At 51.5% G+C, this 18,264-nt stretch carries 19 protein-coding genes; all 19 read left to right on the top strand.

Going from position 1 to position 18,264, the window contains the following annotated elements; translation table 11 throughout:
* Positions 1 to 5: 5 nt before the first annotated feature.
* The 19 genes from V7P87_RS01690 to mreD all read left to right on the top strand — a co-directional run bounded on the left by V7P87_RS01690 (position 6) and on the right by mreD (position 18,263).
* A complete protein-coding gene (locus V7P87_RS01690; protein ID WP_333795878.1) occupies positions 6 to 965 on the top strand; it encodes a hypothetical protein in 960 nt (319 codons plus the stop codon).
* Positions 949 to 1,674 (top strand): PilN domain-containing protein, encoded by a 726-nt coding sequence (locus V7P87_RS01685; protein ID WP_333795877.1) that lies wholly within the window; start codon positions 949 to 951, stop codon positions 1,672 to 1,674. The genes V7P87_RS01690 and V7P87_RS01685 overlap by 17 nt, the downstream gene beginning before the upstream one ends.
* On the top strand, positions 1,671 to 2,318 hold the full coding sequence (gene gspM / locus V7P87_RS01680; protein ID WP_333795876.1) for a type II secretion system protein GspM: 648 nt from the start codon (positions 1,671 to 1,673) through the stop codon (positions 2,316 to 2,318). The genes V7P87_RS01685 and gspM overlap by 4 nt, the downstream gene beginning before the upstream one ends.
* Positions 2,296 to 2,610, top strand: a complete 315-nt coding sequence (locus V7P87_RS01675; RefSeq protein WP_333795875.1) for a hypothetical protein — start codon at positions 2,296 to 2,298, stop codon at positions 2,608 to 2,610. The genes gspM and V7P87_RS01675 overlap by 23 nt, the downstream gene beginning before the upstream one ends.
* A gap of 8 nt (positions 2,611 to 2,618) precedes the next feature.
* A complete protein-coding gene (gene mshL, locus V7P87_RS01670) occupies positions 2,619 to 4,274 on the top strand; it encodes a pilus (MSHA type) biogenesis protein MshL (RefSeq protein WP_333795874.1) in 1,656 nt (551 codons plus the stop codon).
* Between the two features lie 6 nt (positions 4,275 to 4,280).
* Positions 4,281 to 5,183 (top strand): ExeA family protein, encoded by a 903-nt coding sequence (locus V7P87_RS01665; RefSeq protein WP_333795873.1) that lies wholly within the window; start codon positions 4,281 to 4,283, stop codon positions 5,181 to 5,183.
* Positions 5,180 to 6,475 carry a hypothetical protein gene (locus tag V7P87_RS01660; RefSeq protein ID WP_333795872.1) on the top strand — a complete coding sequence of 432 codons (1,296 nt, stop codon included), beginning with the start codon at positions 5,180 to 5,182 and terminating at the stop codon, positions 6,473 to 6,475. The genes V7P87_RS01665 and V7P87_RS01660 overlap by 4 nt, the downstream gene beginning before the upstream one ends.
* 4 nt (positions 6,476 to 6,479) lie before the next feature.
* Positions 6,480 to 8,216, top strand: coding sequence for a GspE/PulE family protein (locus V7P87_RS01655; RefSeq protein WP_333795871.1), 1,737 nt, complete (start codon positions 6,480 to 6,482; stop codon positions 8,214 to 8,216).
* On the top strand, positions 8,216 to 9,439 hold the full coding sequence (locus tag V7P87_RS01650; protein WP_333795870.1) for a type II secretion system F family protein: 1,224 nt from the start codon (positions 8,216 to 8,218) through the stop codon (positions 9,437 to 9,439). Before V7P87_RS01655 ends, V7P87_RS01650 begins: the two co-directional genes overlap by 1 nt.
* A gap of 89 nt (positions 9,440 to 9,528) precedes the next feature.
* Positions 9,529 to 10,083 carry a prepilin-type N-terminal cleavage/methylation domain-containing protein gene (locus tag V7P87_RS01645; protein ID WP_333795869.1) on the top strand — a complete coding sequence of 185 codons (555 nt, stop codon included), beginning with the start codon at positions 9,529 to 9,531 and terminating at the stop codon, positions 10,081 to 10,083.
* Positions 10,084 to 10,154: 71 nt separating this feature from the next.
* Positions 10,155 to 10,634: a prepilin-type N-terminal cleavage/methylation domain-containing protein gene (locus tag V7P87_RS01640; RefSeq protein WP_333795868.1), complete on the top strand. Its 480-nt coding sequence runs from the start codon at positions 10,155 to 10,157 to the stop codon at positions 10,632 to 10,634.
* Between the two features lie 27 nt (positions 10,635 to 10,661).
* A complete protein-coding gene (locus V7P87_RS01635; protein WP_333795867.1) occupies positions 10,662 to 11,144 on the top strand; it encodes a prepilin-type N-terminal cleavage/methylation domain-containing protein in 483 nt (160 codons plus the stop codon).
* Entirely contained in the window at positions 11,138 to 11,713 is a 576-nt protein-coding gene (locus V7P87_RS01630) for a type IV pilus modification PilV family protein (protein ID WP_333795866.1), read from the top strand. The genes V7P87_RS01635 and V7P87_RS01630 overlap by 7 nt, the downstream gene beginning before the upstream one ends.
* Positions 11,713 to 12,573 carry a PilW family protein gene (locus V7P87_RS01625; protein WP_333795865.1) on the top strand — a complete coding sequence of 287 codons (861 nt, stop codon included), beginning with the start codon at positions 11,713 to 11,715 and terminating at the stop codon, positions 12,571 to 12,573. Before V7P87_RS01630 ends, V7P87_RS01625 begins: the two co-directional genes overlap by 1 nt.
* A gap of 22 nt (positions 12,574 to 12,595) precedes the next feature.
* Entirely contained in the window at positions 12,596 to 12,997 is a 402-nt protein-coding gene (locus tag V7P87_RS01620; RefSeq protein WP_333795864.1) for a type II secretory pathway component, read from the top strand.
* Positions 12,997 to 15,603: a DUF6701 domain-containing protein gene (locus V7P87_RS01615; RefSeq protein WP_333795863.1), complete on the top strand. Its 2,607-nt coding sequence runs from the start codon at positions 12,997 to 12,999 to the stop codon at positions 15,601 to 15,603. The genes V7P87_RS01620 and V7P87_RS01615 overlap by 1 nt, the downstream gene beginning before the upstream one ends.
* Before the next feature lie 224 nt (positions 15,604 to 15,827).
* Positions 15,828 to 16,871 (top strand): rod shape-determining protein, encoded by a 1,044-nt coding sequence (locus tag V7P87_RS01610; protein ID WP_260655439.1) that lies wholly within the window; start codon positions 15,828 to 15,830, stop codon positions 16,869 to 16,871.
* A 25-nt stretch (positions 16,872 to 16,896) separates the two neighbouring features.
* A complete protein-coding gene (gene mreC / locus V7P87_RS01605; protein WP_333795862.1) occupies positions 16,897 to 17,781 on the top strand; it encodes a rod shape-determining protein MreC in 885 nt (294 codons plus the stop codon).
* Positions 17,781 to 18,263, top strand: a complete 483-nt coding sequence (mreD, locus tag V7P87_RS01600; protein WP_333795861.1) for a rod shape-determining protein MreD — start codon at positions 17,781 to 17,783, stop codon at positions 18,261 to 18,263. Before mreC ends, mreD begins: the two co-directional genes overlap by 1 nt.
* Position 18,264 lies beyond the last annotated feature (1 nt).

The following is an 18,264-nucleotide window of genomic DNA, read 5'->3' as shown; positions in this document are numbered from 1 at the left end:
GAATCATGTTTGAAAAGTTAGCCGGTATGATCAAATTTGGTCAGTCCAGTTCCAAAGCTGCCGCGCATGTGGCGGCCGTGCATTTGCACAATGATTATCTGAAACTGGTGTTATTACAAAGCGCCGGTTTAAAGGTACTGAAAGTAGAAACCCTGCTGCCCGGTAACAATGACGATCTCCAAACGATGTTGTTGCAGCTATGCAATGAATTGCCCTCAGGTACCGAACTTTGTCTGGTGCTGAGCAGCGACAGATATCAGCTGGTGCAGCTGGATAAACCCGCCGTCAAATCCGAAGAAATGTTGCAGGCGCTGCCCTGGCTGGTACGGGAACTCACCACAGTGCCGGTTGAAGATATGTTATTGGATTATCTTGATTTACCCGAACATACCAGCACTCAGGGCGCACGGATCAACGTCGTCGTCACGTCAAAAAGCAGCTTGCTTGAGCTATGCCGTACTTTGCAACGCAAAAATATCCAGCTTGCCAATATTCAGCCGGAAGAATGGTTGCCACGTAACTTAATTCCGGTGCAAAACAGTGCTGTGATGTTACTGGTGCATCAACCGGGGCAGGAGCTGAGCTTGCAGATCATCAAGCAGGGCATGCTGTATTTTTCGCGTAAGTTGCGTGGTTTTAACCGCATTGATCAATATGAAATGACCGAACTGCGCCAGGGTATGCTGGATAATTTATTGTTGGAAGTGCAGCGTTCGCTGGATTATTTCGAAGGGCAGCTGCGTCAGGCGCCGGTTAAAGAAATTTTATTTCAGATAGCCAGCCCACAGCTGCCGGAGATAGTGCGTTATTTTGCCGACAATGGCTTTAGTCAGGTGGGCATGCTGGAGCTGGCCCGTTGGATGCCCAAACTCAGCGCCGCAGAGCAACAGGATTATTGGTTAACCATGGCGGGCGCCATCGAGTTGATCCAAGCCGGGGAGCAGGCCAATGAAGCTCAGGGTTAATTTATATCAGGCGGCACTACAGCCGCGTCAGGACAAAATGACGCTGCCACAGCTGGTCAGAGCCACGTCACTGCTGTTGTTGTTATTAGTGGCGACTGGTGGTTTGGCTTATCAGCAGTTAAGCACGGCCAGAGCGCAGGTTGCGCTGGCGCAGACTCAACAACAGCATAAAGTTAAAGAGCTGGAACAGTATCAGCAAGCGTTGGCAGCCCGTCAGCCTTCGGCCCAGTTGCAACAACAAGCCAGTGTGTTGCAGCAAAGTATTGCGCAAAAGCAGCAGCTGTTAAGTTATCTGCAACAGGAAAATAATAAAACCCCGCCGCAGTATGCCAAAGTGATGCAGCATCTGTCCGATATTGACCCGAAAGGCTTGTGGCTGACCGGTTTTGCCTTGGGTGGCAGCGAACAATTTGCTGGTATCACCAGGGATGCGGCATTGGTACCCGCCTGGTTAACAGCGCTTGGCAACGCACCTGGTTTGCAGGGGCTGGAATTTAGTCTGGTTAAACTGGAGCCTGTGGCTGATGGGGCATACCGGCAGTTTTTGGTGTCCGCCAAACAGAAAACAGCGCAGGATTTGACCGCTTTATTGCAACAACCAGCGGCCACTGCGCCTGCGGTCAACAACGCAGCACCAGCGGCATCGTCGCCAGCAGCAGAAGCTGCCCAAACGCTAAAAAATAATGGCAGCAGCGGGGGGCAACCATGAGCCTGATGCAACAATGGGAAGAGCGTTTTTTACAATTTCAGCTGCGCGAGCGTTATTTCATCAGCGCTGCAGTTGTAGTGCTGCTGTTATGGTGTGGTGTGCTCTATGGCGTAGAGCCACTTTGGTCTGAAGCAAAAAAACAGCAGCAACAACATCAGCAAAGCACCAAACAGCTGCAGGTGCTGCAACAGCAGATAGATGCAGTGCAGCAGGCGTTACAACAGGATCCGGACGAGCAGCTGCAGGCACAAATTAATGCCATGGACAGTCAACAGCAGCAGTTGCTTGCGCAAATCCGTGCTATGACAGGCCGTTATATCAGCGGTGCACAAATGGTGCAGCTGCTCAAAGACGTACTGGCCAGCCAGCAGGGGGTTAGTTTGCTGGCGCTGGAAAATTTAACAGCAGAGGCGGTGACTTTGCCGGGCATGGACAGCAGCCAGCCGTTGTTGTACCGCCACGGTACCAAACTGGTGTTTACCGGCAGTTATGCTGCTTTACAACAATTACTGGCGCGGCTGGAACAATTGCCATGGCAACTGCACTGGTCGCAACTGCGTTACAAAGTCAGTCAGTTTCCTAAAGCTGAACTTGAGCTTGAACTTGAAACGGTAAGTGAACATGACAGCTATCTGCAAATTTAAGCTGGCGGCGCTGTTGTTGCTGTGCAGCAGCGGCAGTGTTGCCGATCCAACTGCACCTGAAGCACAGATACAGCCAGAGAGTGCCGCAGTACAAGCCGCCGAACCTGCACCCAGGCTTAGCCTGATCCGCAGTGACGGTCGTAGCTATCAGGCGCTGATTAACGGCGTGCTGGTCAAAACAGGCGACAAAGTGGGGCCTTATCAGGTGCAGAGTATCAGCGCCGGAAAGGTGATACTGCAGCAAGGCGAAAAACGGCTGCAGCTGAATTTATTTAACAGCACAACAAAGTAGTGAACCTTATGCGCACAAAACTCAGTTTACTCGCCAGTATCATCGCGCTTAGCGCCTGTCAGAGTATTGAAGCTCCGAAGGCGGCCAGTAATACCAGTGCTGAACTTGGCAAATTACAACAGCAGGCCGCACCAACAGCAGCACCGCTGGAAGTGCCGGCCGCAGTCACAGACGAACTGCTGACCCCTATGGCGCCGGCAACAGCCAATCTGTTATTGCCCCGCTTGAATGTGTCGGCGCTGAATGTGGCTATGCCCGACTTTTTTGCTTCCCTGGTAGCAGACACTGAACAAAGCATAGTGGTGCACCCCGATGTGCAGGGCCAAATCAGCCTGCAACTGAAACAGGTGACTTTGCCGGAAGTGATGCAGGTGGTGCAGCAAATGTACGGTTTTGATATCCGTCAGCAAGGCAATGTCTGGCAGGTGTATCCGGCTGGTCTGCGTACCGAAACCATAGCGGTCAATTATCTGCTGATGCAGCGGATGGGCATGTCGTCAATTGCGGTGAACTCCGGTGGCGTGTCGCAGGACAGCCAAAGCAACAGAAACGGCAATAACCGTAATAATCAGGGTGGCCAGAATAACCAAAATGGTTTTAACGACAACAACCTCAATAACGGCCAGCAGAATAATCAGCAATTTAACGGCAGTATGATCCAAAGCGGCAGCAAAACCGACTTCTGGAAAGATCTGGAAAAAGCTGTGGCCGGTATTTTGGGAGGCGGGGAACAACGTACTGTGGTGGTGTCACCTCAGGCCGGTTTAGTCACAGTGCGTGGCATGCCGGATGAAATAGCCGCAGTCAGGGCGTTTTTAACCCAGTCGGAACAACATCTGCAGCGCCAGGTGATTCTCGAAGCCAAAATTATTGAAGTGACCTTAAGTGATGATTATCAGCAAGGCATCAACTGGCAAAATGCGCTGACCAATATCGATTCCACCAGCTTGCGCATCAGCAATGCCGCCGGTAACTTTGGCAACCCAATTAACACGGCCATTGGTGGCCTCACCAGTATTTCGTTTCAGAACGCCGACTTTAGCGGTGTAATTAGCCTGCTGGAAACCCAGGGTGATGCCCAGGTGCTGTCAAGCCCAAGAGTGACCGCTATTAACAACCAAAAAGCGGTGATTAAAGTGGGTCAGGACGAATATTTTGTCACTGAAATTTCCAGCAATACCACCACAGCCGCTAACGGCGTGCAAAACACCACACCGACGGTGATTTTGCAGCCGTTTTTCTCCGGTATTGCGCTCGATGTCACACCACAAATAGACCAGAACGGTCAGGTGATTTTGCATGTGCATCCGTCAGTGACCGAAACCGCTGAACAAACCAAAACAGTGCAGCTCAGTGATGAAAGAATTGTATTGCCACTGGCACAAAGTAATATCCGCGAGTCGGACACTATTATCAAAGCCAGCAACGGCGAAATTGTAGTGATTGGTGGCCTGATGCAAACAGTGATCAGCGACACTGAAAGTGGTGTGCCTGGCCTGATGTCGATTCCGGTGGTGGGTTCGTTATTTAAATCAATGAGCAAAACCGAAAAGAAAAAAGAGCTGGTGATTTTACTCAAACCTACAGTAGTGCAAAGCGGCGTCTGGCAGCAGCAAATTCAGCAGTCGGGCAGCCAGGTGCAGGACTGGGCGGCCCAGCGGTAACGGCTGATGATGTACCTTGCGCACTACGGCATGAGCGCAGCGCCTTTTGGCCTGACGCCCAACACGGCATTTTATGTGGATTTACCTATCCATCAGCAGGCTATGGCCGTGCTGACCGTGGCGCTTTCGCAAGGTGAAGGGTTTATTAAAGTTACAGGCGAAGTCGGCACAGGCAAAACCCTGCTGTGCCGCAAATTATTGCAGGAAGCACCTGAGCATTTTGCGCTGGCTTATATCCCGGACCCGCATTTGTCGCCGCTGGAGCTGCGCTGGGCTTTAGCGCTGGAGCTTGGTTTAAAACATTCCGCCAATATCGACCCGCAGCAACTGACCCAGCTGCTGCAACGCCAGCTGGTGCTCTTGGCACAACAGCAAAAACAAGTGGTGCTGCTGATTGATGAAGCCCAGGCTTTGCCGGATGAAACCTTAGAAGCCTTGCGGCTACTGACCAATCTGGAAACCGAACAACGTAAATTGTTGCAGGTGGTGCTGTTTGGCCAGCCTGAACTGAATCAGCGTTTGGCTTTGTATCAGTTCCGACAATTACGCCAGCGCATCAGCTTTTCTTATGATTTGTCGGTATTAAACCGCGCTCAGGTGGCTTGTTATGTGAATGCCCGTCTGCAGCTGGCCGGCGCGTCGCAACTGTTTAGCCGCACCGCCTTGTGGTTATTGCATTATTACAGCAGGGGGATCCCAAGGCTGATTAACATTCTGGCGCATAAAGCGCTGATGCTGGGATATGGCAAAGCGCTGCAGCAAATTGGTTGTTATCAGGTGATGCAGGCCGCCCGCGACACCGACGATGTACAGGCCGGCAAACCGCACAACTCAGGCTTCTGGTGGCCGCTGCTGGCACCGGCAGCGCTGTTGGCATTGTGGTACTGGTTACCGGGAGGCTGGTGGTGAGTGTTATTAACCAGATGCTGAAAGATCTGGACCAACAACAAGGCAAAAAAGGCCAGCCTGTGGTGAACCAAAGACCCAGCCTGCCCAGGCCGTCAGGGCGAAGCAACAAGCTGTTATGGGGGCTTTGTGCTTTGCTGGTGATTGGCGGCGGATTTAGCCTGCTGGCACCAGAGCGGCTAAGCCGGATGCTGGCACTGTTATCGCCACAACCAGAGGTGGCAACGCCTTTAAATACAAGCCCAAATACAAGGCAAAATGCAAAGTCTGACAGCAGCCAGAGCCCAACGTCCGTCGCTTTAGCGGAGCAAGAGCCGGTGGCAACAGCACAAAGCCAAATTGCTGTGCCGCAGCAAAACCAGAGCACTGCTAATCAATCAGAGCAGGCGGCAATTCAGTCAGCGCCTGCGGCAATAAAAGCGGCCGAAGCTGGTTCAGAAGCCCCGGCAGCGCTGCAGGCCGTGACCGCAGCAGTCCAAACAGCGACGCCACAAGCTGAATCAGGGCCGGCTGAAGTGCGCTCAACCGAAACTGCAGCAGCCGAACCCGCCACGGCCACAACCGCACTGGCTGAACAAAAAGCTTTGGCGGTCTGGGCTTCAGAGCCTGAGGGCAGCAGTCAGGTATATCCGGCAGCCAAAGCAGAGCCTTTTGTTGCTGATAACACAGCAGCACAAACTGCAGCGCAGGCGCCTTCTTCGATGCAGGTTGAGCAGGTGGTGTTTGATAAAACTGCGCAGTTAGCGCGGCTAAAAACACAGGCCACAGCGGCCCTGGCCAGCGCCAGTTATGCGCTGCTTGGCGAAAAAGCGCAGCAATATATTGAGCTGTCACCTAATGATGTCCTGGGTTATGAGTGGCTGGCGGAAAGTTACCGTCAGTTACAACAGTGGCAGTCGCTGCAGCAACTGCTGCAGCTTTGTGCCGGGCAGCGACTGAGTTCAGATCTGTTGTTATTGCAGCAGGCACGCCTGGCCAGTGTGCAAAAAAACTGGGCTGGAGCCGAAATTGCGCTGAATCAAATCAGCAGCGCAGTAAGCAACGCTGAAGTATTACAACTCAAAGCCAATGCGCTGCAGCAACAACAAAAGCTGGATGCTGCCTTGCTGGCCTGGCAACAGCTCACCACGATACAGCCTGGTTTTAGCCGGGGCTGGCTTGGCCAGGCGTTGGTGCTGGAACAACTTGGCCGGTTACCACAGGCCAAACAGGCGTATCAGCGGGCTTTAACCGCAGGCGGTTTGTCGGCCGCCACAGTACAATTTATTCAGCAACGTTTAGCCACAGCAGAGTGAACCGATGCAAAGACCCCGTTTAAAAATGCGACTTGGTGATTTGTTGGTGCATGAAGGCATCATCACCGAACAACAACTGAGCCGTGCTCTGGCCGAACAAAAAACCACAGGCCGAAAACTGGGTGCCAGTCTGATTGATTTGGCTTTTTTAACTGAAGATCAGTTATTACAGTTTTTGGCGCAGCAGTTAAATGTGTCCTTTTTAGATATCAGTCAGCGCCGGATTGACCCCAAAGCAGCGCAGTTATTGCCGGAAGTGCACGCCCGCAGGTTAAGAGCCCTGGTGTTGGAAGACAGAGGAGAGTCGGTGTTACTCGGCATGAGTGACCCGGCCGACTTGTCTATTCTGGACCAGATAGCACCGCTGCTGGAACCCAAACTGATTGAAATTGCCGTGGTGCGGGAAAGCCAGCTGATTGAGGCTTTTAACAACCTGTACCGGCGCACCAAAGAAATTGAAAGCATTGCACATCAGCTGCAGGAAGAATACGAAGACACAGATGCCATTGATTTTTCTGCATTAAGTAGCGACAACGACAAAGACAATACCATAGTGCGGCTGTTGCAGTCGTTATTTGAAGATGCGGTGCAGGTGCGCGCTTCCGATATTCATATTGAACCTGACGAGCAGGTGCTGCGCATCCGGCAAAGGGTGGACGGTGTGCTGCAGGAAAGCATTTTAAAAGAAACCGGTATTGCTTCGGCTTTGGTGCTGCGGTTAAAGCTGATGGCGGCTTTGGATATTTCGGAAAAACGGCTGCCGCAGGATGGCCGTTTTCAGATTAAAGTCAAAGGCCACACCATTGATGTGCGGATGTCGACCATGCCGGTGCAGTACGGCGAGTCGGTGGTGATGCGTTTGCTGGATCAGTCGGCCGGTTTATTGTCGCTGGATGAAACCGGTATGCCGGAACACTTATTAAGCAAACTGCGGCGTATTATCCAGAGTCCACACGGTATGGTGCTGGTCACAGGGCCCACAGGTTCGGGCAAAACCACCACTTTGTATGGGGTGCTCAGCGAGCTAAATCAGGCCGGCGTAAAAATTATCACCGTTGAAGATCCGGTGGAATACCGTTTGCCACGGATTAATCAGGTGCAGATTAACCATAAAATTGGTCTCGACTTTGCCAGTGTGCTACGTACCAGCTTGCGCCAGGACCCGGATATTCTGATGGTCGGTGAAATGCGCGACCAGGAAACAGCTGAAATGGGCTTACGGGGTGCATTAACAGGTCACCTGGTACTTTCAACCTTACACACCAACGACGCTGTCACCAGTACGTTGCGCCTGATTGATATGGGCGCTGCGCCTTATCTGGTGGCCAGTGCTTTGCGCGCTATTTTGGCGCAGCGGCTGGTGCGGCGTATTTGCCCACATTGCAAACAGCCTTACCAGCCCGACGAGCTGGAACAAACCTGGTTAAAACATTTTAAAGCCCGTGATGGTCTGAAATTCTGGCAGGGCCGTGGTTGTCAGTCCTGTAACTACAGTGGTTATAAAGGCCGGGTGGGTGTGTTTGAACTTTTGGTGATCAATAAACCTCTGGCCGATGCCCTGCGCCGCAACGACGCCGAAGATTTTGCCCATATTGCTTATCAGAACAGTGACTTTAAAACCCTGGGTAATATGGCGCTCGACTATGCCCAGCAAGGCATCACCACACTGGAAGAAGTGATTAAAGTGTCGGAATATGTTGAGCTTGATGATATGGCGCCATCAGAAGGAGCCGTGAGTTAATGGCCAATTTCCGTTATGCCGCCCGTGACCATCAGGGCCAGCCACAAAATGGTGTGCTCGAAGCGGCCAATGAAATGGCGGCAGCGGATTTACTCAGCCGGCGTGGGCTGATCCCATTAAAAATAGAATTGCAGCCGGAAGCCGGTAGTTCGGTTTGGCAGCTGAAGCTGGGCGGGCCTCAGGTGGGCTTGACCGAGCTGATTGTATTCTCGCGCCAGATGTATTCGTTGATGAAGGCCGGTATTCCTATTATCCGCGCTATCCGTGGCCTGGCCGAAAGCACAGCGTCCAAATCGCTGCGGGTGGTGTTATCCGACCTTGCTGACCAGCTGGAAAAAGGCCGTAATTTATCCGTGGCGCTCGCCAGTCATCCCAAAGTATTTAACCGGCTTATTGTCAGTATTGTGCATGTGGGGGAGAACACCGGCCGGTTGGACGAAGCTTTTTTGCAGCTGTCGGATTATTTTGAACAGGAACAGGAAACGCGCAAACAAATCAGCCAGGCCACCCGTTATCCAATTTTTGTGTTAACCGCTATTGTTATCGCCATGGTGATCCTGAACATTCTGGTGATCCCACAATTTGCCAATATGTTTGCCAAATTTAATGCCGAGTTGCCCTGGGCCACTCAGGTGCTGCTGGCCACCTCGGGCTTTTTTATTAACTACTGGCCCTGGTTATTGCTCGGTACAGCAGCCGGCGCTTTTGCGTTATACCGTTATTTACAAAGCCCTTCCGGCAGTTATCGCTGGAGCAAGCTCAAGCTCAGATTGCCTATTATGGGCGACATTATTAACAGAGCCACGCTGGGCCGTTATGCCCGCAGTTTTTCGCTGATGCTCAAAGCCGGTGTGCCGCTCACCTCAGCGCTCAGTCTGGTGGCGGACGCTGTGGATAACGACTACATGGGCGAAAAAATCCGTGAAATGCGGCGTAACATAGAACGTGGCGAAAGTCTGGTGCGGGTGTCGGGCCAGAGTAATTTATTTACCCCGCTGGTGATGCAAATGCTGGCGGTTGGTGAAGAAACAGGGCAAGTCGACGATATGCTGCAGGAAGTAGCGCTGTTTTACGAAAGGGAAGTGGCGTTTGATTTAAAAAGCCTGACCGCCAAAATCGAACCTATCCTGATAGTGATAGTGGCGGTCATGGTGTTGATCCTGGCGCTGGGTATCTTTACCCCAATGTGGGATATGCTCAGTGCCTATAAAAAGAGTGGTTAAAACAGCACTTGGCAATAAAGCCAAAAGCTGTCATTAATTACTGATATAACACACAATAACTTAACTTCTAATTTTCTGGAGCAGACCATATGAACAGCATGTCGGGCCGGCAACAAGGTTTTACCTTAATTGAGCTTGTGATCGTCATTATTATTCTCGGTTTATTAGCAGCCACTGCATTGCCACGTTTTTTAAATGTGACTAAACAGGCGGAAAACGTGTCTGTTGAAGGCACTGCTGGTGGTTTTGCCTCCGCTGTAGGCCTGGTGCGCGCCGCCTGGGAAGTGGCTGGCCGTCCGGCTGGTACCGGTGGTGTGGTTGATGTGAACTATGACGGCGTCAATGTATCTGTTGCCACCGCCAATGGTTTTCCGGCTGGTGGTGTAACTGCGGCTAACCTGACAGCTGCTGCTTGTCAGACCGTATTAAATACCATTTTCCAGCAATCACCGAGCTCCAGCACCACAGCTGCAACTGCTGCAGAGTTGGCTGCCGTGAGCTTTTATGTGCGTAGCGCTGGTGGTCTTTGCATCTACCACCAGACGGCAGGTTTAACTGCAGCGCCAACCGACAACAACACCAGCAATGGCTTTACCTATAGCCCAGTAACGGGCCAGGTTAGTTCGTTTTTAAATAAACCTTAATTGGTTAATAAAGTTGTGCTGCAAGGCTGTTCTGCACCTTGCAGCAGTTCATTTGAGCACAGAGAGTCGTTATGAAAAAAAATCAGGGTTTTACCTTAGTTGAGCTGGTGATAGTGATTGTGATTTTGGGCATTTTAGCCATCACAGCAGCACCAAAGTTTTTAAATTTATCTGGTGATGCTAAAGCCTCGACCTTAAGCGCCTTAAAAGGCTCGCTGGAGTCGGCTAATGCTATGGTGTACAGCAAAGCTTTGCTACAAAGTAAAGAAAAAGACGCAACAGCGCTGCTGACAAATCCTGCGGTCAATGTGGTTTATGGCTACACTGCCGCCACAGTGGATGATATAGGCGAGGTTTTAGATCTGGCGACCACTGAATGGACAGTGATTGATGATAGTAGTACCACTGCAGCACCAGCTAACACAGTCGTCATTACTCCGGAAGCTCTGAGTTATGAGACTGACGCTACCAAGGCTTGTCAGTTGTTGTATGTTGAGGCAGCAAGTCAGGGTGCCAAACCAACTATTACATTGCAAACACAAGGCTGTTAATCCAGCCTGCAGGTCAGGATGTTGCTGATGAATGCAAAATCAACCGGCTTTACTCTGGTGGAACTGGTGGTGGTTTTGCTGATTGGCGGCATTCTGGCTGTCACCGCTTTACCCAAATTTTTTACCGCAGATGCAGAAACAGTGCTGGCACAGCGTGACCAGCTGTTAAGTTTAAGCCGGCAAATTCAGCTGCAAAGTATGCAGGATACCGCCAGCCTCAGTAGCCTTTGCCCAACGCTGGTGATCACCTCCACAGCGGCTGGCCCTGCCAGCTCAGACCCTTGTTTGCCATCCGCCGGTTTTTCTTTTGATGCCAATAATCCACAACAAATTGATTTAAGTCAGGCGGGCGTGACCGTCAGCATCGGCGTATTGCCGCTGTTATTAAGATTTGACAGCTGGGGCCGGCCACAAGGTAGCTGTGCCGGTGGTTGCCAAATCGACCTGACCAGAGCAGGCCAGCAGGCCAGTTTTTGTATTGCCGCCAGCGGATACCAAAGCTCATGTTAAAGCTGATGTTAAAACCAGGGCAAAAGCTGCAGCGCGGTTTTACGCTGATTGAGCTGATTGTCGGCATGGTGGTGCTGGCGATTGCCATTTTAATGATCAGCCAGATTATGGGGCCTATGCTGGTACGCAGCACTGAACCCTGGCATCAGGTGCGCGCGGCTGAACTGGGCCATAGCCTGATGAACGAAATGATGGCCATGAGTTTTGATGAAAACTCCAGTCGCGGCAATACCTTATTACGCTGTGGTGAATCAGGCGCCAGTGCCTGTATTGCCACTTTGCCCGCTTGCCCAGCCTCTGGTATGTCGGTTGCCACTGAAGAAGCCAGCCGTGACCTTTATGACGATGTCGATGATTTTCATTGTCTGAATGTGGACGGCGCCAGTCTGGTGAATGTGCTCAATCAGAGCCTGGCCGACCAATATAAAAATTATCAGGTGGCAGTGCTGGTAAGTTATGCCGGTACTGAGCTTGGCCTTGCCAACAATAACGCTAAAAAAATCACCCTGACAGTGACCCCCCCCGGCGGAGATCCTATTGTATTTGCCGGTTATAAGGGGAATTGGTAATGCCGGCGCCCAAGCTTAGTAACACTGTATGGTATCAGCGGGGGGTTACCCTGGTGGAGCTGATTGTGGTGATGCTGCTTTTGGGCATTCTGGCGGTGGGGCTGACCAGTTATCTGCGCCTGGGTGCCGGTATGTATATGGACGCGAATGCCGTGCAGCAGGTGTTGCAACAAAGCCGTTTTGCGCTGGAGCGGGTGGTGCGTGAAGTGCGTGCTGCAGTGCCGGGCAGTGTGCGGGTTAGCGCCAATGCAGATAATTCAGTGAGTTGTGTTGAATTTGCCCCTTTGGCGCAAAGTGGGATTTACCGCGACTTGCCGCTCTATCCTAACCGTCGGAACTGGATTGGTGTCACCAGCCTGAACACCGGCTGGACAGCGCAGCCCGGCCAACGCCTGACCGTATATCCAACGGATGCCAGCCATATATATGCGTTAAATCAGGGCCGTAGTGCCGATGTAGCTGCGGCGCAAAATGCTCCGGACGATGCCGATGGCAATGCGCATACCAGCAGGGTGAGTCTTGCCAATATTGGCGCCTTGCAGGCCAGTTTTGTTACTGAATCACCACAGCGGCGTTTTTATCTGGCTGACCAGCCGGTCAGTATTTGCCGGGTTGGCGCAGAGCTTCGCCGTTACAGTAATTATGGTTTTTTCGTGGTGCAGCCGTTACCGCCGCTGGTCAGTGGTGAATTATTGGCAGTGGGGCTTTCAAACAGCAGCAGCGAAGCGGTCTTTAGTTACAGTGGTGCCAGCCTCAACCGCAGTGCAATTTTGCATTTGTTCTGGCGTTTTAGTCCGGCGGTTTCGCAGGGGCAGGATTTGTTTTTTAACCATGAGGTGCATATTCCAAATGTACCCTGAATACACAGACCCTGAAGTTACTATGCAAAATTTTCAACAGCGTGGCAGTGCGCTGGTGATGGCGCTTTTTGTGATTGTGCTGATGTCAGCGCTGATTTTATTTTTAGGCCGGCAACTGGTGAGCAGCAGCATTGCCGTCAGTTACGAAGTGCAGGGCAACAGGGCTTTTAATGCGGCGCAGTCGGGTTTACAAGCCGGTTTAGTGCAGCTCTTTCCACTGACAGGCACCAGCAGCTGTGCTGCAGTAAGCCCTAATATGAGTTTTACCACCGCGGGCCTGAATGGCTGCAGTGCCACTTTAAGCTGCCAGCAGGTGCAAAACCCCGATAACAGCGGCAGGCCTTTATATGCGCTGCAAAGTGAAGGCCGTTGTCTGGCTGGCGATATCAGTACCAGCAGAGTGGTGCGGATGGAGGCTTATTAATGCGTGTGTTGCTGTTGTTATTAACATTGTGCTCCGCCTGGCTTCATGCCGAAGAATGCGTGGATATCTGGCCCAGGGCTGTCACTGAGTACAGTGCTGTGCCGGCTTCGGTCAGTTATTCAGTGCCCAATACCACCAACATAAATAGTTTTTCCGGCACTTTTGGCCCTGGTGACTACCGAATTGGCAGCCATGTGATCCCAAACAATACGGTGTTGACGACCACGGGAGCCACCACCCGGATTTTTGTCAATGGCGACCTGCAACTGAATAACAGTGTGTTGTTAAATGCCAGTGGCCCGCCAGAAAACCTGTTGATTGTGGTCACAGGCAATCTGACGGTCTTTAACAACTCAGTGATCCGCGGTTTTGTGCTGGTAGGTGGTGCAGTATTTTTTAGTAATAACGCCAGTATCAATGGGGGGTTAACCGCCAAAGGGGATATTAGCGGCTGGAATAATTCAAACGCCACTTATAACCCATCGGCTTTAACCCGTTTGCAGGGCGGGGTGGTGTGTAATGGCGCGGCAACCAGTCAGATTGATCATTTTGAACTTGCTTATTCTGGTCAGGCGCTCACCTGTAAAAACGAAACTTTTACTATTAAAGCCTGTGCCAATGCCTCTTGCAGCCAGTTAATTACCAGCACTGTTGCGGCAACTTTGCAGCCGGCTTCAGGTTGGGTCAGTGGCACTGGTTTGTCCGGCAATGTGCTGAATTTTAGTGGCGGTACTGCCACAGCCACTTTACAACAAACAACGGCCACTACTGTAACAGTTGGGGTGAGTAGCTCCACGCCAGCAAAAAAAGCCGGCAGTGTCACCTTATGCCATAACGGCAGTACGTTGTCGGCGGCCAACTGTAATGTGACTTTTGCCGATGCCGGTTTAGTGTTTGAAGTGCCGGATAAGCTGGCAGCCAAACCTGAAGCTAGTATTAAAGTCACGGCGGTAAAAACTGCTGACAACACGCAGCAATGCGTGCCCGCTTTTGCCAATGTCAGCCGTACTGTGCGTTTTTGGTCGGATTATGTCAGTCCCGCCACACCAGCTGCCAGCCCGCTGCGTGCCGTTACTGTAGCAGGGCAAAATATCGGTACTGGTTTTGCGACCGGTCTGGATCTGCCGCTTAGTTTTAACGCCAGTGGTGAAGCCACTATTGCGGTGAATTACAGTGATGCCGGTCAGCTCAGACTCAACGCCCGTTACACAGGTTCTGCGGCCACTAGCGACAACGGCCTGGTCCTCAGTGGCGCTGATTTATTTGTCAGTTATCCGGCCGGGTTATGTCTGCAGGCGCCTGTGCATTGTGCCCTAGCCGACGAAAACTGCGCTGTGCTCACCAAAGCAGGTGTGAATTTTAATACCACCATCAGCGCCCACGGCTGGCAAAGTGACACTGACAGCAATTTTTGTGATAACAGCAGCACCCCTTCCTTTAGCCTGAATAATATTCCGCTACAACACAAAGTGTTGGCACCCGACCTGGCGGCTGGTGCTATCCATGGCAATTTAACCCCGGTCCAGTACAACCACCCGGCCTCGGCCAGTGCCAGTACCACAGTGGCTGTGAATATTGATGAAGTGGGGGTATTTCATCTTGGCAGTAACGAGCTGAGTAACCAGCCTTATCTCGGCGTCAGTATCAAACTGAAAAGCTCAATGCCAAATGCTGCGCCTGCGCTTGGCCGGCTGGTACCGGCTAGTTTTGTGCTGGCCAGCAGCAGTGTAAATCCGGCTTGTGGCAACTTTAGTTATATGAACCAGTATGCAAAGTTAAATTTTGAGCTGGAAGCCCGCAATCAGCTGGGGGCTGTCACCAACAACTATCTGGGCAGTTTTGCCAAAGCCACCGCTACTTTGGTGGCCGAAAATAATAATGATGGTGTGGATAGAAGCAACAGATTGATCAGTGGTAATCCACCGCTGCCCAAGTTGTTAAACTGGAATGCCGGTAAGGCGAGTCAGGTGGCTTTGCCCGTTACTTTTTCCAGATTGGCGGTGCCTGCCACCACGCCCAGCACAGCACTGCCGGACGGTCCGTTTCAGCAGTTCAAACTTGGTGTCATGCTCAATGACAATGACGGTGCTGTGACAAAACTGGATGCACTGGATTTAAATACCTCCACCACGGCTGATTGTGTTGCAGCCGCTAATTGCAGCGCCAAGGTATTGCATACGAGCAACCTTGACTGGCGTTATGGCCGTTTGCAGTTGATGAACGCACTGGGCTCGGAGCAGCATAATCTGCCGGTGCAACTTAAAGCAGAATATTATAATGGCAGTTTATTTGTGCACAACGGTCAAGACTCCTGTAGCCCGGTGGAGGCTGCACGTTTAATCATCGACAGCACAGGCCGGCCGGTGATTACAGCATCGGGTAATACCGCTACTTTGCAACAAGGTTTAAGCAACGCTTTTGATTTGTTATTAGGAGCACCAGGAGTAGAAAGCCGTTATCCGCTTGAGTATCAGCTCAGTGACGCCCCCTGGCTGCAGTATGACTGGGACCCAAACAACGGCCCGACGCTGGAAAACCCCAAAGCTGAAGCTGTGTTTGGCAGTTTCCGTGGTAATAACAGGCAAATTTTCTGGCGGGAAAATTAAAAACGCAACCAAAATGCCGTGCTGTAGTCATAGCTGCAGCACCGGTTAAGCTGTGCTTTGGCGCCGTGCTTGGTTTAATTTTGTAAATGTGTAAGATAGAGCTATTTTCTTGGCGCATTGTTACTTAAAATATGCGCACTTTTTTGTCTTGTCGGGACCCATTTGGCTGAATTCAGCGCACCCGACTGTTGTTGGCGCCCCATTAAGTAGGATTAATTCTTTTCATGTTAAAAAAATTACGCGGTTTATTTTCCAACGACCTGTCAATTGACCTGGGCACAGCCAACACCCTGATTTATGTAAAAGACCAAGGCATAGTGCTGAACGAACCTTCAGTGGTTGCGATTCGTCAGGAACGGGCCGGTGGTCCTAAAACAGTGGCTGCGGTAGGTCATGCTGCCAAACGCATGTTAGGCCGTACCCCAGGCAATATTAAAGCCATCCGTCCGATGAAAGACGGTGTTATTGCCGACTTCTACGTCACTGAAAAAATGCTGCAGCATTTTATTAAACAAGCACATAGCAATAGTTTCCTGCGCCCAAGCCCACGCGTGCTGGTCTGTGTGCCTTGTGGTTCTACCCAGGTTGAACGCCGTGCCATCCGTGAATCGGCTCAGGGCGCAGGAGCCCGTGAAGTGTATTTAATTGACGAGCCAATGGCAGCGGCCATTGGTGCTGGTTTACCAGTGTCAGAAGCCACAGGTTCTATGGTGGTGGACATTGGTGGTGGTACCACTGAAGTGGCTATTATCTCGTTAAACGGTGTGGTGTATTCGTCTTCAGTGCGCATTGGTGGTGACAAGTTTGACGATGCCATCATCAACTATATCCGCCGTAACTACGGCATCCTGATTGGTGAAGCCACAGCTGAACGTATTAAAACCGAAATTGGTTCTGCTTACCCAAGCGACGAAATTCTGGAAATTGAAGTGCGCGGCCGTAACCTGGCCGAAGGTGTGCCACGCAGTTTCACCATGACCAGCAACGAAATTCTGGAAGCCTTACAAGAGCCACTGGCCGGTATTGTGTCTGCCGTGATGGTGGCGCTCGAGCAGTCTCCGCCAGAGCTGGCGTCTGATATTTCTGAGCGTGGTATGGTGCTGACCGGTGGTGGCGCTTTATTGCGTGACTTAGACCGTCTGTTGATGGAAGAAACCGGTATTCCGGTGGTGGTTGCCGAAGATCCACTGACCTGTGTGGCCCGTGGTGGTGGTAAAGCCCTGGAAATGATCGATATGCACGGCGGCGACGTGTTCAGTTACGACTAACTGAACACGCTGCGCAGGGTTAGCCATGAAACCTTTACTTGATCGTGGCCCATCGTTGCCACTGCGGTTGTTTTTAGCCCTGCTGGCGAGCATTGGGCTTATTACCCTTGATCATTACACCAACAGCTCAGTTCAACTGCGGGGTTACCTGACGGCAACCGTCAGTCCGCTGTTTTATCTGGCCAACCTGCCACAGGACATGGTGTTTGGCGCGTCCGAACAATTTATGTCCCAACAAAAACTGCTGGAAGAAAACCGCACTTTAAAAAACACTCTGCTGTTGCAAAACGGTCAGCTGCAACGTTTGCAGTTTCTGCAGCAGGAAAACGACAGATTGCGCGCTTTGCTTGGCGCCAGCCCGGTCACTGAAGGCAAAAGATTAATTGCTGAAGTGCTGGCGGTGTACAGTCATCCCTTTAGTCATCAAATAGTGTTGAATAAAGGCTCACGGGACGGTGTGATAGTGGGGCAGCCTTTGCTCGATGACTTAGGTGTGTTAGGTCAGGTGGTGAGTGTAGGCCCGACCAGCAGCCGCGCTTTGTTAATTGCCGACAATACTCACGCCATCTCGGCGCGGGTGGAACGCACCGGCCAGAGTGTAGTGGCTGAAGGTATTGGCCAGTCGGACTTGCTGCGGTTAATTCATTTACCGCACAGCACCGATATCACTGAAGGTGACAGATTATTAACCTCTGGCCTTGATGGCGTCTTTCCAGAGGGTTATCCGGTGGCCAAAGTGGTGCGGGTGCATCGTGATGCCCGTCAACCGTTTTTGCAAGTGATGGCCGAACCTTATGCCAAGCTGGATCGTATTCGTTATGCCTTGTTAGTCTGGCCACACCGCGGTATCAGCAGTGCTGATCCACAAATTGTTGAAGAGCTGAATCAAGCTGAACAAGGACAGGACTGATGCAAAACTCCTGGCGTTTTTTAATTATTCATCTGAGTTTGGTGCTGGCGTTATTGCTGAACGTGATGCCTCTGCCTTCGGCGGTGAAGTTATTCCGCCCGGACTGGCCTTTGCTGGTACTTTGTTATTGGGTGCTGGCTTTACCTCACCGCGCCAGTATCGGCACTGCTTTTGTGCTGGGTTTTCTGGTGGATGTGATGGTAGGCACTGTGCTTGGTGTCAACGCCTTTGGTTATTCGCTGATTTGTTTTATTGTGGCGTCTAACCATTTGAAAATCAGAAATTTTTCGGTTCTGCAACAAAGCCTGTTGTTAGGCTTGCTGCTGGCGCTGTACCATCTGGTGGTGTTCTGGTTCAGTCATTTCCTGACCGGTGTGTATTTCCGTGCCGCTTATTTGTGGCCTGTGGTGACCGGCATGATTGTCTGGCCTTATTTATTCTGGTTTTTACGCCGTACCAGGCGTCAATTTAAAATTCAATAAT

The sequence above is a fragment of the Rheinheimera sp. genome (genome assembly GCF_036782235.1).
Lineage (GTDB): Bacteria > Pseudomonadota > Gammaproteobacteria > Enterobacterales > Alteromonadaceae > Pararheinheimera.
The sequence above is the reverse complement of the archived record's forward strand: the minus strand, read 5'-3'. Positions and strand labels throughout refer to the sequence as shown.

Coding starts and splice junctions, on each gene's coding strand:
- V7P87_RS01690 (WP_333795878.1), top strand. CDS start 6: ATGTTTGAAAAGTTAGCCGGTATGATCAAATTTGGTCAGTCCAGTTCC.
- V7P87_RS01685 (WP_333795877.1), top strand. CDS start 949: ATGAAGCTCAGGGTTAATTTATATCAGGCGGCACTACAGCCGCGTCAG.
- gspM (WP_333795876.1), top strand. CDS start 1,671: ATGAGCCTGATGCAACAATGGGAAGAGCGTTTTTTACAATTTCAGCTG.
- V7P87_RS01675 (WP_333795875.1), top strand. CDS start 2,296: ATGACAGCTATCTGCAAATTTAAGCTGGCGGCGCTGTTGTTGCTGTGC.
- mshL (WP_333795874.1), top strand. CDS start 2,619: ATGCGCACAAAACTCAGTTTACTCGCCAGTATCATCGCGCTTAGCGCC.
- V7P87_RS01665 (WP_333795873.1), top strand. CDS start 4,281: ATGATGTACCTTGCGCACTACGGCATGAGCGCAGCGCCTTTTGGCCTG.
- V7P87_RS01655 (WP_333795871.1), top strand. CDS start 6,480: ATGCAAAGACCCCGTTTAAAAATGCGACTTGGTGATTTGTTGGTGCAT.
- V7P87_RS01650 (WP_333795870.1), top strand. CDS start 8,216: ATGGCCAATTTCCGTTATGCCGCCCGTGACCATCAGGGCCAGCCACAA.
- V7P87_RS01645 (WP_333795869.1), top strand. CDS start 9,529: ATGAACAGCATGTCGGGCCGGCAACAAGGTTTTACCTTAATTGAGCTT.
- V7P87_RS01640 (WP_333795868.1), top strand. CDS start 10,155: ATGAAAAAAAATCAGGGTTTTACCTTAGTTGAGCTGGTGATAGTGATT.
- V7P87_RS01635 (WP_333795867.1), top strand. CDS start 10,662: ATGAATGCAAAATCAACCGGCTTTACTCTGGTGGAACTGGTGGTGGTT.
- V7P87_RS01630 (WP_333795866.1), top strand. CDS start 11,138: ATGTTAAAGCTGATGTTAAAACCAGGGCAAAAGCTGCAGCGCGGTTTT.
- V7P87_RS01625 (WP_333795865.1), top strand. CDS start 11,713: ATGCCGGCGCCCAAGCTTAGTAACACTGTATGGTATCAGCGGGGGGTT.
- V7P87_RS01620 (WP_333795864.1), top strand. CDS start 12,596: ATGCAAAATTTTCAACAGCGTGGCAGTGCGCTGGTGATGGCGCTTTTT.
- V7P87_RS01615 (WP_333795863.1), top strand. CDS start 12,997: ATGCGTGTGTTGCTGTTGTTATTAACATTGTGCTCCGCCTGGCTTCAT.
- V7P87_RS01610 (WP_260655439.1), top strand. CDS start 15,828: ATGTTAAAAAAATTACGCGGTTTATTTTCCAACGACCTGTCAATTGAC.
- mreC (WP_333795862.1), top strand. CDS start 16,897: ATGAAACCTTTACTTGATCGTGGCCCATCGTTGCCACTGCGGTTGTTT.
- mreD (WP_333795861.1), top strand. CDS start 17,781: ATGCAAAACTCCTGGCGTTTTTTAATTATTCATCTGAGTTTGGTGCTG.